This is a genomic window from Rhodococcus sp. P1Y (assembly GCF_003641205.1).
GTDB lineage: Bacteria > Actinomycetota > Actinomycetes > Mycobacteriales > Mycobacteriaceae > Rhodococcoides.
Window position 1 is genome coordinate 1,975,685 of sequence record NZ_CP032762.1, and the last position, 14,799, is coordinate 1,990,483.

General features: G+C 65.7%; 3 protein-coding genes. 2 read left to right on the forward strand and 1 reads right to left on the reverse strand.

All coding sequences use genetic code 11. The features are described from left to right. Nucleotides 1–31 precede the first annotated feature (31 nt). Nucleotides 32–12,877: a non-ribosomal peptide synthetase gene (locus tag D8W71_RS09235; RefSeq protein WP_121112873.1), complete on the forward strand. Its 12,846-nt coding sequence runs from the start codon at nt 32–34 to the stop codon at nt 12,875–12,877. Next, nucleotides 12,874–13,122 (forward strand): phosphopantetheine-binding protein, encoded by a 249-nt coding sequence (locus D8W71_RS09240; protein WP_121112875.1) that lies wholly within the window; start codon nt 12,874–12,876, stop codon nt 13,120–13,122. Before D8W71_RS09235 ends, D8W71_RS09240 begins: the two co-directional genes overlap by 4 nt. A 60-nt stretch (nt 13,123–13,182) precedes the next feature. Here the strand turns inward: D8W71_RS09240 and D8W71_RS09245 are convergent, their stop codons facing one another. After that, nucleotides 13,183–14,793, reverse strand: coding sequence for a (2,3-dihydroxybenzoyl)adenylate synthase (locus D8W71_RS09245; RefSeq protein WP_121112882.1), 1,611 nt, complete (start codon nt 14,791–14,793; stop codon nt 13,183–13,185). Nucleotides 14,794–14,799: the final 6 nt, after the last annotated feature.

Here is a 14,799-nt window from a genome sequence, read left to right on the forward strand (position 1 = left end):
TAGGTTTGGCTAAGCTAACTTTGGGAGATTCATGACCGCGTCCGTGGACATTGCCGACCTGCACGAACGGTGGAACGACCACACTTCTCCCAAGGTCACCGCCACTGTCCCCGAGCTGTTCGCGGCAGCGGCTCGCGCTACTCCGGATGCTGTCGCTCTCGTCGACGGCGACCGGAGACTCACCTATTCCGACGTGTCCGAGAAGATCGCACAACTGTCGCATCGGCTGCTCCGGTCCGGCCTCGACACCGAAGGGGTCGTCGGGATCTGCCTGCCGCGATCGGCCGAGATGGTCATCGCGGCGCTGGCGATCATGACCGCCGGTGGTGCCTTCGTGCCGGTCGACCCGCAATGGCCCGCGGCTCGACGTGACCGCGTGATCGCAGACTCCGCAGCGAAGATCGCTGTCGTCTCGGCCGAGGACCAGCCGTCGCTTCCGATCGAGTCGATCGTGGTGAACCTCGACGACTGGCAGTACGGTGACTTCCCGTCTGCGGCTCCACAGCTCGAGCTCGACGGCAGCCAGCTCGCATACGTGATCTTCACTTCGGGATCGACCGGAACGCCGAAGGGCGCGATGATCCGACACGATGCGATCTGCGAGCGACTCACGTGGCAGCGGGACCACGTGCTCATGTTCGGCAACGACGACGCGTCGCTGTTCAAGGCGCCCCTCGCGTTCGACATCTCCGTGAACGAGATTCTGCTTCCGCTCGTGTCTGGTGGACGTGTCGTCGTCGCGGCGACAGGCAGCGAGAAGGACCCCGAGTACCTGCTCGACTTGATCGCGAAGGAGCAGGTCACGTACCTGTACCTCGTCTCGTCGATGCTCGATGCGCTTCTTGTGCTCGACCTCGAACGGTCGGCACGCGGCGCGTCGGCGCTCACGGGTGTCCGGCACGTGTGGTGTGGCGGCGAGGTCCTCACCCCCGACTTGTTCAGTCGGTTCCGCGATCAGTTGACGACGACGCTGTACCACGGATACGGCCCGGCGGAAGCGACGATCGGTGTCTCTCACGTCATCTACCGCGAGCGGGCCGAGCGAATTGCGACCTCGATCGGTCGCCCGAATCCACACACCCAGCTCTATGTCCTGGACGAGGACCTCGAACCGACTCCGGTCGGTACCGGCGGCGAGTTGTACGCGGCCGGTTTCCTGTTGGGCCGTGGATACGTCGGCAGTGGGCACCTCACCGCGGGCAGCTTTGTCGCGAACCCGTTCGATGCCGACGGCTCGCGCATGTATCGCACCGGAGACCTCGCACGGTGGACCGAGGACGGGACGCTCGAGTTCCTCGGCCGCGCCGACAACCAGGTCAAGATCCGCGGCCAGCGCCTCGAGCTCCAGGAGGTCGAGGTTGCGATCTCGGCGCATCCCGGGGTTCGGCGCGCAGCGGTGCTTGCGTTGGATCACCCGGCAGGTGGCAAGTTCCTCGCCGCCTACGTCACGGCCACGGGCGAGTCACCTGCGAACTTCGTCGAGGTACTCCGGGAGCAAGCCGCAGGCACCTTGCCCGAATACATGGTCCCGTCGACCTTCACGGTGCTCGATGCGTTCCCGGTGACGGTCAACGGCAAGCTCGACCGTCGCGCTCTGCCCGCCCCCGATCTCGGAGCAGGCGCGGGAAACGGCGGCCGACTGCCGGTAACCGCGTCCGAGCAGACACTCGCGCGCGTGTTCTCCGAAGTTCTGCATCTCGGCGATGACGTCGTCCTCAGCGTCGACGACAACTTCTTCCGCCTGGGCGGCCACTCGCTGCTCGCGAGCGGCGTGGTCTCCCGAGTCAATGCGGCAATGAACGTGTCGCTGTCTCTGCGTGAGGTTTTCGACAATCCGACGATCGCAGAACTATCCCGGGTCGTCGGGGACGCCTCGCGCGTGTCTCCTTCGGTGGTTCGAGTCGGTCACGTCGAACGACCCGAAAAGCTGCCGATGTCGTTCGGTCAGCAATCGCTGTGGTTGGCCGAGCAGGTCGCGGACCGGACGATCTACCGCACAGTCGAGGCACTGCAGTTCCGAGATCGCGCAGACGTAGACGCGCTGCAGGACGCGATTCGCCGACTGGTCGACCGACACGAAGTCTTGCGCACCACGTTCGTCTTCGACGAGGCATCGTCGAGACCGATTCAGGTCGTGCACGAAGCTCGGCAGGGCCTGCTGAGACAAGAGAAGATCGAGCGCAGCAAGGTCGACGCGCGTATCGGCGAACTCCTTGTCGCACCACTCGAACTGGCGACCGACTTCGGTATGCAGTTCACGCTGCTGCGGCACGAAGACGGCGATGTACTGGTGGCACATGCGCATCACATGGTCACCGACGAGAATTCGGTCGAGCCGCTCATCCGCGACCTGACGGCGTTCTACACGGGCAATCACGTCGAACCACTCACGGTCCAGTACGCCGACTTCGCGGTGTGGCACCGCGAAGTCCTCGGCGACCGAGACGATGTCGGTTCGCGTCACCACGTCGAACTCGGCTACTGGCGGGACCTGCTCGCCGGCCTTCCGGTCGAAACGCCCCTGCCGCTCGATCATGCCCGCGGCGACACCGACGAGCGCACGATTCGATCCGTCGAGGCAGTGCTGTCGATGGGCGACACCGACACGGTCGACGATCTCCTCGTCGAGCAGCGGGCCACGCCGCTGCATGCGGTCATCACGGCGCTTTCGCTCGCACTGTGGAATGAAGGCGCCGGTCCACGCGTGCCGGTCGGTACGCCCGTGACCCTGCGCGATGAACCCGAATTGGCCGACCTCGTCGGATATTTCGTCAACTCCGTGGTCGTGCGGGTGGACATCGATGCGGCGCTCGGCTTCGGCGACACGCTCAGTGGCGTCCGGGACCGCCTCCTCGGTGCGGTGGAACACAAGCTCGTGCCATTCGAGAACGTGGTCGAGGCCGTCAACCCCACGCGAATTCCCGGTCTGAGTCCGATCTTTCAGGTCATGGCCGCATTCCGCGACAATCGCGAGGCTGCCGCGAATCCGGACGCGGCGCTCGTGCCTTTACTGCCTTCCCAGGATGGCGTCGACGATTCGATCCCGGCGCTGTACGACCTGGTGTACTCCCTCGATCGGCGGTCCGACGGAACCCTGAGCATCGGACTCGATGCCACCCGTGAACTGTTCGTCGAGGAGACGACATCACGCCTGCTCGAGACCGCTCGACATTTCCTGGTCCTGGGTGCCCGTCACCCCGGATTGTCTGTCCGGCAGCTCGCGCAGCTCGTTCGTGCGGCACTTCATCGCACGGCGCAACCGACCGCTGCCGACTCGTACAGCTCCCGAATTCTGCTGCCTGACTTCGATGTTCGCGATGACTCGATGTGGCTCGCGGCGACCTCGCACCTCGCACTCGCGGCGCCGCAATTGGCGTCACTTCGGTTGGGCGTCCGCGACGACGGCAGCGGTGAGCTATCCGCCGACGTGGTCAACCCAGAGCTTCTCGACACTGCGCGGGAGGTCGTGACCGCCCTTGTTGCCGCGTACCGCGCTGGTACCGCGATGGAGATCGTCGCTGTTCCAAGCGATCGGGATTCGCGTTCCGACGAGGACTGGACCGCGGTTCTCGACGATCCGTTCTGGGAGGACTGGGTCGACGAACTTGCCGACTGCGACGGCGCAGAGCCGGCCCGCGGGCCGGTGGAATCGGCACGGCAGCTTTCCACGATCACGGTCCGCGAGACTCCCGCGGTTGCGGATGCGGGCGTTGTGCGGGCGGCGATCGTCGCCGCGGTGGTGCGTGCGCTCGACGCGAGCGATCTCGTCGACGGCGATCTGGTTCTCGAGGTCGCCGAACCGTTGAACATCGACTCGGTGGTGGGCCTGCCGGTTGTCGTCGACGACGCGCAGCGTGCCGCGGATGTCACCGGTACGTCGATTTCCGCACGCCTAGAGCCGATTCGCGAACGTGCCGAGGACTATGCCGGACTTGCCGGGCATGCCAGATTCGGTTCGTTCTTCGACGACCTCCCGACACCGCACGCGCGGGTCAGTGTCTTCACGACCGACGCCGACAGTACGTCGGCCGGTCCAACGACCACACCGATCGCGGTTCGGATACTCGTCGGCGCACCTGGCACCGACTCGGGAACACGGTCGGTGCGGGTCGAGGTCGACGCCGACGCTGCAGTTGTCCTGCCGGCCGACGAGATCGCTGCAGCCATCGTGGACGAGATCGCAGACTTGGTCATCGCGGCGGCCCCGTCAGTCCAGCCAGCCCCGCAGGTCCCGGCAGGCTCACCGCTCAGTGTGCGTCGCGCGGACCGGTTGACCCTCTCCGCCGCAGACGAGGAGAGCGTCCGAGCACGCTACGGCAGCGCCGCCGAACTGCTTCCGCTGTCACCTCTGCAGCAGGGTCTGCTCTATCACATGGTCCGGGCCCGTGAGTCGGGTGGCCACAACTCGTACATGTCCCAGGTGACGCAGGGCGTCGTCGGCGCGCTCGATCCGGACCGTCTGGTGGCGGCCGTCCGCATAGTTCTCGGTCGCTATCCGAATCTTCGTTCGGCGTTCCTGCCGTCGGGCGAGGCTCAGGTCATCCCGGCGATCGCCGACGCACCGATCCGGATCATCCGGTTGGCGCAGTGGCGCGAACTGGGTATCGGGACAACGGAATTCCTCGCCGAGGAATGCGGTGTGCCGTTCGACTTCGAAATGCCGCCGCTCATTCGCTTCACCCTCGTCGAGCACGGTGTCGACGAGTGGAAGCTTGCGATGACGTTCGAGCACATCCTGCTGGACGGCTGGTCGACGAGCGCCGTTCTCGACGAGATCTTCGATACCTACCGTGACCCCGAGTACCCGGCGCGAGTGCGTCCGGCGTCGTTCCGTAGTTACCTCGACTGGCTGGCCGATCAGGACGTCGACGCTGCATATCGCGCGTGGAGTTCGTACCTCGCCGAGCTGGCCGGTCCGACGCTCGTCTGGCCGGCCGGGCTCGGCGCCGGTGAAGGGCGCGACGGGTCGGGTGAACTGCATCGCGATCTCGACAGCGCGGCCGCGGCCGCAGTACATGCTGCCGCGCGGACGTCCGGTGTCACCGTCGGCACGGTGCTTCAGGCAGCGTGGGGCGTGACGCTCGGGCAGTTGGTCGGCAGCAGCGATGTCGTGTTCGGTAACACCGTCTCCGGACGTCCGCCGGAGCTCGCCGACTCCGACCGAATCATCGGACTGCTGTTCAACACTGTCCCGTTGCGCGTGAGCTTTTCACCGTTCGACTCGATTCGAACCCTGCTGACCCGCGTACAGCGCGAGCAGTTGCAGGTGATCGATCATCCCTACGCGTCGCTGACCAAAATCCAAGCCGCAGCCGACATGTCGACGATGTTCGACACGCTGTTCGTGGTGCAGAACCTTCCTCCCGAGGCCGCGGCCGTAGAGGGCGACCTCGAGCTGGTGGCGACGGACGTCGACGACGAGACGCACTATCCGGTCACGTTCGCGATCGATCCGTCCGAGGTCGACGGTAAGCCCTTCCTGCATGTTCGGCTGGTGTACCGCCACGACGCGTACACCGAGGCGGCTGCGCAGGAATTGCTCGAACGTTTCCTGCAGGTGCTGACCGCGCTCGTGGCAACGCTGGACGGTCCGGTCGGCGCGCTCTCCGCCCTGCTGGCCGACGAAGCAGTGCCTCACACCGGCATCGCCGCGGACCTGATCCGCGAGGTCCCGGCAGTCACGGTTGCGGATCTGCTCGACGAGCAGGTCCGCCTGTCCGGGGCGGAGACGGCGCTGGTCGCGGGAAACCGCGTCCTGACGTTCACGCAGTTCGCCGCGGAGGTCAATCAGTACGCTCGACTGCTGCTCGACGCGGGCGTTCGGTCCGAGCACCGCGTCGCGCTGCTTCTGCCACGCGACGAACGCATGGTCGTCGCGATGTTCGCGGTCTTCGCCGTCGGTGCGGCCTACGTGCCGATCGACGCCAAGCTGCCCGACGACCGCATCGGCTACATGCTCGGTCTCGCGCGTCCGACGGTGACCTTGGTGACCGGTCGGGACGCGAACCGGATCGGTGAAACGCGCGGCGTCGACCTCGACGATCTCGCGACCCGCGAGCGCATCGCCGCCTTCGACTCCGGCCCGATCACGGATGCCGACCGCGGCGGCCGGATCGAGCTCGACCACCTCGCGTACATCATCTTCACCTCCGGCTCGACGGGTCGGCCCAAGGGCGTCGCCGTCGGCTACCGCGGCCTGACGAACATGTACGTCAACCATGTCGAGAAGATCTTCGACCGCGTCGTCGCGCATCAGGCCGGACGACGGATGAGAATCGCGCACACCACGTCGTTCTCGTTCGACGCCTCGTGGGAACAGCTGTTCTGGCTGCTGAACGGCCACGAGGTGCATGTCATCGACGACGAGCTGCGCCGCGATCCACACGGATTGCTCACGCATTACGACCACACACGCGTCGACGGCTTCGATGTCACGCCGTCGTACGGACAGGTACTGGTCGATGAGGGACTTCTCGAACGCGACCGTCCGGCGGGACGATCGGTGTCGTCCGATGCGCCCGGAGTTGTGTTCGTTTCACTCGGTGGTGAGGCAGTGCCGGAGCGCCTGTGGCAGCAACTGCGCGATGCACCCGGGGTCGAGTCGTACAACCTCTACGGCCCGACCGAGTACACGATCAACGCGCTCGGTGCCGACCTTTCCGACAGCGCCACGCCGAGCGTGGGAACCCCCATCTTCAACACGCGTGCCTACATCATCGACGAAAATCTGCAGCCGACCCTGCCGGGTGTTGCAGGTGAGCTGTACCTCGCGGGCGCAGGCATCGCGCGCGGCTACTGGGGGCAGGCCGCCCTCACGTCGGACCGCTTCGTCGCGTGCCCGTGGGAACCGGGCGAGCGTATGTATCGCACCGGTGACCTGGCCCGCTGGAACTCTTCGGAGAACATCGACTACCTCGGTCGCGCCGACGAGCAGGTCAAGATCCGCGGCTACCGCATCGAACCCGACGAAGTTCGGGCGGTGCTCGAAACCCATCCGGACGTGGTGTCCGCTGCGGTCATCGCGGCGGATCATCCGGGTGGGGGAAAAATGCTCGCCGCGTACTACACCGCTACCGACGATCTGAGCACGTTCTTGCGCACGCACGCGGAAGAACGACTGCCCGAATACATGGTGCCGAGTAGCTACATCCGCGTGGACTCCTTCCCGCTGACACCGAACGGCAAGCTCGATCGACGCGCTCTGCCCGCGCCGGAGTTGACGCCGACAGGTGGTTCGGGACGGGCAGCGGAGACCGACACCGAACGCACGCTCACCGAGATCTTTCGGGACGTGCTCCGCCTGTCGGCGGACGCAGCCTTCTCGGTCGACGACGACTTCTTCCGGCTGGGCGGTGACAGCATCCTGTCGATCCAGGTGGTGTCGCGGGCTCGGCGTGCCGGCGTCACGATCAAGGCCTCCGAGGTCTTCACTGCGCGAAAGGTCTCGGCATTGGCCCGGCTGGCCGATGCGCGCGCCGCGGAGGAATCGGGTGACGCCAGCCCCGAGGTGCTGTCGTCAGGTCTGTGGCCGATTGCGGTTCCCATGGTGGATTCACCGACCTTCGGTACGTTCGTGCAGTCCGCAGTCTTCGTGACACCCGCGGGTGCCGACGAGAAGCTCGTGTCGCGGGTACTGAGCCGCGTAGTCGATCACCATGCGGCACTGCGCGGCAGGCTTGTGCGAGAGAGGGATTGGCGATTCGAGATCGCATCACAGAGTTCGACGGCCGATCGCCTACGCTCCGAGGCGACGTCGTACATGTGGTCCGATCCGCACTGGGTCGCGCGTGCCGGCGAGTTGGTCGCCGAGTTCGGACAGTCGATGAACCTGCAGGACGGTGTGCTGTGGCAGGCGAGCTGGGTCACCAGCGACGCCGAGCCCACCGGGCGCCTGGTGCTCGTCATCCACCATCTGGTCGTGGACGGTGTGTCGTGGCGCATCATCGGCGACGACTTGACCCATGCCTGGGAATTGGAAACCGGCGTGGCGACGGATCCGCTTCCTGCGGTGGGTACTTCACTCGCGGCGTGGTCGAGTGCACTGGCCGCGCGTGCTCGTGACGCCGACCTTCTCGCTCAGGCCGACTATTGGTCGGCGTCGGAAATCGAGGAGCCACTGCTGGGTTCACGTGAACTCGACCCGGCGATCGACACCACCGACACGACGGCCGTCGCCGCCGTACGAGTACCGCCTGCGTTGACGACGGCGTTGCTGACCGACGTTCCTCATGTGCTCTCGGCGGAGATCAACGACGTCCTGCTCGGCGGTTTGGCGATCGCAGTCGGAGCATGGCGCGCACGACGGGGAACGACCGATCGGCGAGTGCTCATCGGCCTCGAAGGCCATGGCAGGGAGGAGAACATCGTTCCCGGTGCGGACCTGTCGCACACCGTCGGCTGGTTCACATCGTTCTTCCCCGTGGTGCTGGACACCGCAGATGTCGATCCGGTCAACGCCGTCCTCGACCCGCAGAGCGCGGCGGAGGCGGTGCTTCGCGTCAAGGAACAACTCGCCGCGGTCCCCGACCGCGGTATCGGTTTCGGGATGCTGTGGCAGCTGAATCCTGACGTGGGCACGCGGCTTGGGTCCGGGCGCGGTCCACAGATCGGGTTCAATTACCTCGGTCAGTTCGCTGGCGGAGACGCTGCCGATGAGAATGCGGCGTGGGATCTTGCGCCGGAACTGCCGGGTATCGACGCGTACGAGACAGCCGGTCAAAGCATCGACTCGGCGGCCGATATCAACATAGCCGCGGTGCCCGAAGGCGACGGGTGGATGCTCAGCGGCGACATCGCTTACGCGTCCGGCGTCCTGACCGCGGACGAGGTCGCCGAGCTCGTCGAACTGTGGGTCCAGGCGCTGGGCGCTCTCGCCGAATACGCTCGCTCTGCGGTCCTGGTCAGGCGCTCGCCGTCGGACGTTCTCGCCCCCGGCGTGACGCAAGCCGACCTCGAGCGCTGGGAGGGCTTCTACGGTGAGCTCGCCGATGTGCACCCGCTGACTCCGCTGCAGCATGGGCTCGTGCTGGAGTCGATGCTCGGTTCGAGTGACGGGGGAGTCGACGTCTACTCGGCTCAGACCGTGTATCACCTCGACGGTGCCGGTGAGCCCGATCGATTCCGGGTTGCCCTTGACCAGTTGCTCGAGCGGTTCCCGAACATGAAGATCGCGATCGCTCATACGTCACGGGGCGAGTCCGTTGCAGTCGTGCCGGCCGCCGTGGACCTCCCGGTCACCGTTATCGACGTCGCTGACGAGTCCGCCGTCGGTGAGGTCGCCGAGCGCGACCGCGCGACTCGCTTCGATTTCTCCCGTGCGCCGTTGGTGCGTGCGACGGTTGTGCGGTATCCGACCGGACACGCGTTCATCCTGACCATTCACCACGCACTCGTCGACGGTTGGTCGATGGTGCGACTCCTCGAAACGATGTGGGAGGCGTACGGCCGGCCGGCCGAAGTGGTCGAACCGGACCTGTCGTTCGCGAAGTTCCTGTCCTGGATGACTGCACGCGATGCGCACGCCTCGCTGCAGCGGTGGGCCGAGGTGCTCGCCCCGGTCATCGAGTCGACCGTCGTTGCGCCGGGTGCCGCGGCGAGCGTCGCGAGTCTGCCCGAAGACATCGTGGTGACTCTCGACGCCGCGACGAGCGCCGCGCTCGCCGATGTGGCGCGATCTGCCGGCGCCACGATGAGCAGCCTGCTGCAGACCGTATGGGCGGTCTTCCTCAATACGATCACCGGTCAGAGCACGGTGGTCTTCGGTGCCGTCGTGTCGGGTCGTCCCCCCGAGGTCGACGCGGTCGAGGACGCAGTCGGTTCGTTCATCAACACGGTTCCGGTGGTCGTGCAGCTCGAGGGCAATGCGAGCCTCGCCGAGACGGTGCGCCGGGTGCAGGACCAGAACTCCGCGATCATCGAGCACCATCAGGTATCGCTCGCCGAGTTGCAGCGTCTGGGCGGACACCATCCGCTGTTCGACACGTTGATGGTTTACCAGAACTATCCGTCCGACTCCGAGACGCTCGAACTCGTCCGGGACAACGCTGGAATCAAGATTCTCGGCGAGTCCGGGCGGGAAGCGACGCACTACCCGCTCACGTTCGCCGCGCAAGCGGGCGCCGAGACGTGGGTGCGGTTGTCGTATCGGCCCGATCTGTTCGACGCCGAGGTTGCCACGAGGTTCACCACTGTTCTGAAACGCATCGTCGATGTGTTCGCAACCGACCCGGGCCGCTCGATCGCGTCGCTGGACGTGTTGCCCTCGCGCGACGTGGCGGCGGTGGCTGCGTGGTCTGCCGGTCCGGTTGTGTCGGTGGCGGATTCGACGTTGGATGCGTTGATCGCGAACCGTGTGACTGTCGCTCCGGATGCGCTCGCCGTCATAGACGACCGCGGATCCGAGTGGACGTACATCGACTTCGATGCCCGGGTCAACGCGTTGGCACATGTGTTGATCGAGCACGGAGTACACGTAGGAGACCGGGTTGCAGTCATCCTGCCGCGGAGTCTCGACTTGGTCACCGCGCTGTTCGCGGTGATCCGAGCAGGGGCCGCGTATGTGCCGATCGATCCTGAGTATCCGGATGAACGGATCGGGCACATCCTCGACGACGCGGCCCCGGCCATGATCGTCACCGACGATTTCTTGAGCGACCCGGCAGTGGCTGCACGCCTCACACAGGGTGAGAGCGCGGCGCCGGTCCTGGCCCGGGCCCTGACCCCTGCCGACACCGCCTACGTGATTTTCACGTCCGGTACCACCGGACGCCCCAAAGGTGTCGCGATCTCCCACCGGGCGATCATCAACCGTCTTATCTGGATGGCCACCGACTACCGGATCGGCGCCGGCGATCGGATCCTGCAGAAAACACCGTCGGTGTTCGATGTCTCGGTGTGGGAATTCTTCCTCCCCGCCCTAGTCGGCGCCACCCTCGTCGTCGCGAAGGACGGCGGCCACAAAGACCCGTCGTATCTCGCCGAGATCATCGACCGCCACCGAATCACCGTCCTGCACTTCGTCCCCGCCATGCTCGCCGCATTCCTCACCGCCACCCCCGACCCGCACCGACTGACCTCGGTGCGGCGGGTGTTCTTCTCCGGCGAAGCCCTCCCCGCCGCGAACGCCGCCGCCGCCGACCGACTCTTCGCCGGCGCCGAACTCCACAACCTCTACGGCCCCACCGAAGCCGCCGTCGACGTCACCGCCGAACCCGTCCACGCCGACGCGTTGACCGACACCGTGACCGTGCCGATCGGGGTGCCGGTGGCCAACACCGTCACCCGTGTACTCGACACCTGGCTACGCCCCGTACCCGTCGGTGTGACAGGGGAGCTCTACCTCGGCGGCACCCAACTCGCCGACGGCTACCTCTCCCGCCCCGACCTCACCGCCACCCGCTTCATCGCCATCGCCGCAGGCGAACGTCTCTACCGCACCGGCGATCTCGTCCGCTGGAACACCACCGGGCACCTCGACTACCTCGGGCGTTCGGACGATCAGGTCAAAATCCGCGGGTTCCGCATCGAACTCGACGAGATCCGCGTCGTCCTCGAGCACCACCCCGCCGTGTCGACCGCGATCGTCACCGCCGTCGACCACCCGAACGGCACCGGAAAATACCTCGCCGCCTACCACACCGGCACCCAGGTCACCGGTGAGGAACTGCGCGCGTTCCTCACCGACCGGGTACCGGACTACATGGTCCCGACGGTGTTCATCCCCATCGACACCGTCCCCGTCACCCCGAACGGCAAGCTCGACCGCCGGGCCTTGCCCACACCCGACCTCACAGCAGCCCGCGCCGGCGGACGGGAACTTACGACCGACGTGGAGAAGGCCATCGGGCGGTTGTTCCGCGAGGTCTTGGGACTCGAAGTCGACACTGTGCTCAGCGCAGACGACCACTTCTTCCGTCTCGGCGGGCACTCGTTGCTCGCCGTCCGGTTGGTCGCGCGGGCGAACGAGGAGATCAGAACGTCGTTGCTTCTGAACGACGTGTTCCAGAACCCGACCGTTGCAAGTTTGGCTGTCGCAGCGCAGGTGCGCGCGGACAGTACGGTCACCTCGACCGACGTGTGCGACGCGATACTCGTCCCGCTGTCGCCGTCCTCGTCGGGGCGCTATCTGTTCTGTGCGCACACGATGTACGGCGGCGATGCTACTGCGTACGACGTGTTGGCCGAGTACGTGCCGGCCGGGCTGGGGATCGTGGGGTTGCAGGACCCGGCTCACGGCGGCGTCGACATCGAATTCGACACGCTCGCCGATCTGGCCGTCGTCTACGCGAATGCGGTGCAACGTGTGCAGTCGACCGGGCCGTACGACCTCCTCGGCTGGTCCTACGGCGGACACATCATGTTCGCTGTGGCACAGGAGCTTCGCTCGAGAGGAGAGGAGATCCACTCCTTGACGATCATCGACACCTATCCGACGAGCGCCCACGAGGCGCCTGCGTCCGATGTGTCGCTCGTCGACGACCGGCAGGCCCAGCTGGAGTACCTGGAAGGCAGACGCGAGGACTTGTTCGCCATTCTCGGCGACGACGGAAGCCGCGCCTTGTTTGCGAACCAGACGCTCGTCAAAGCGTTCGCGGTGTCAGGCAGCCGATGTGAACAACTCATGGCGCAACCCACCAGAGGCCGACTCGACTGCGCGTCGCTCGTCGTGGTGGCCCAGGAAACAATCGACAGTTTCGAAGCCCAGGGACTCACCGCTGGAGTCGACGCCTGGCGTACCCATCTCCCGCGGACCGTGATGACACAGGCCGACGGCGAAGACCACACGTCGGTGATCCTCACCGCAGGCGGCCGAGCCCACTGGGGTGCACAGCTCACACGACTACTGGAACAAGGCGATGAAGGAGCCGAACAACAATGATGCTGAGTAGCGAACAGGCACAGGAAGATGTCGCACACGTGCTGTACATGGCGGTAGACGAACTCGACCACGGGCTGGACCTGCGTGAGCAGGGGATGGATTCGGTGCGCGTGATGCAACTCGTCGAGCAGTGGCGCACCGCAGGGGTAGAGAAGGTCGACTACATCGTGCTGGCGGAGGATCCACGGCTCGAACGTTGGCTCGAGGTCCTGGCGGACCTGCAGCAGCCTGCGGAATCGGTGTAGGGATACACGAGTGTGGGCCCGGATCAGATCCGAGCCCACACTCGTTGCAGCGCAGTGTTTTTACTTTCGCTTACTGATCTTGCCGACAGCTGTCCGCTCGAACTCGGTGACCAGTTCGACCACGTCGGGCAGCTTGTAGGCGGCGAGACCTTTGCCCTTCAGGAACTGGCGAACCTTGGGTAGCGACAGCGTTTTCGGATCCACACCCGCGCGTGGCAGCAGGAAGGCCTTCACCCGTTCACCGAGGACGGCGTCGGGCATGCCTTGTACCGATGCTTCGTGGACCGATTCGTGTGCCAATAGCAGATCCTCGACCTCGGCGGGTGCGACTTTCTCACCGCCACGGTTGATCTGGTCCTTGGATCGTCCGGTGACCGTCAGGTAACCGTCGGCGTCCTGGACGACGATGTCGCCGGTTCGATAGAACCCGTCCTCGGTGAAGACATGCTGGTGCTGGGGGGCGTTGTAGTAGCCACGGATCGTGGAGGGTCCTCTGGTCAGAAGGTCACCGGCGCTGCCGATTTCGACGTCCATGTCGTGAGCGTCGACGACGCGGATTTCCTCGGCGTCGGTGGTCGGCCGGCCCTGGCGGGTGGTGATGATGTCCTCGCTCGCATCGAGTCGGGTGAAGGTGTGCAGTCCTTCGGCCATGCCGAAGGACTGTTGGACGGTTGCGACGAGCTCCGGCCGGACGCGCCGGGCCGAGTCGGGGCTGAACTTGGCGCCGCCGACCTGCATGACGGCGAGCGTGGACAGGTCGTGTTGCAGTTTCAGTGACGAGTTCAGCCAGGCGAGTGCAAGCGGGGGGACCAGCGCGACGATGGTGACGCCGTGCTCGGCGATGAGAGGGAAGGCGACGTCGGGGCTGCCGTTGGGAGCCATGACGACGGTGCCGCCGGCCGCCAGGGTGGAGAGGTATCCCGGGGAGCGCATCGCGAAGCTGTGCGACATCGGCAGCACGACGAGTTGCACGGTGTCGGAGGTGATGTCGGTCATTGCCGCTGCGGCTCGGACGGACGCGAGGTAGGTCTCGTGGGTGTGCGGAACGAGCTTCGGGCGATCGGTCGTGCCGCCGGACAATGCCAGGAACGCGACATCCGACGGCAGGGATCGCCGACGGTGTTCCAGTGTGCCCTGCGCAAGAAGCGGCTCGAGTCCACCGGAACCGACGATGATCGTGTGTTCGAGCGTGGACGACGACGACTTCAGCTCGGCTGCGAGAGCCGCGAGATCGTTCCCGTCGTGTGCGGCGGTGGTGATGTACCCGCGGGCCGCAGACTCTTCGACAATGTAGCCGATTTCGTGCAGGCGCAGCGCAATCGGGGTGAGGACGGGTACTGCGCCGATCTCGTAGAGCGCGAACACCAGCGCCACGTAGTCGGGAATGTTCGGTAGGTGGACCACGACGCGGTCGCCCCGCCGGATTCCGAGCCGCTCGAACCCCGCCGCGAGCGTCAGAATCCGTTCGCCCAGTTGGCCGTACGTGATTCGGGTGTCACCGAAGATCAGGGCGACGTCCTCCGAGTGCTGTTCGATCGAGGCGAACAGGAACTCGGTGAACGTCTCGTCGAGCCAGATGCCCTTCTCGCGGTACTTCTGCGCGAACTCGGGTGGATACGGGACGACTCCGTCCAGGACGAGGGGTGCGAGGTCGTGCGTGGACGCAGTCATCTGTAC

Coding starts and splice junctions, on each gene's coding strand:
- D8W71_RS09235 (WP_121112873.1), top strand. CDS start 32: ATGACCGCGTCCGTGGACATTGCCGACCTGCACGAACGGTGGAACGAC.
- D8W71_RS09240 (WP_121112875.1), top strand. CDS start 12,874: ATGATGCTGAGTAGCGAACAGGCACAGGAAGATGTCGCACACGTGCTG.
- D8W71_RS09245 (WP_121112882.1), bottom strand. CDS start 14,793: ATGACTGCGTCCACGCACGACCTCGCACCCCTCGTCCTGGACGGAGTC.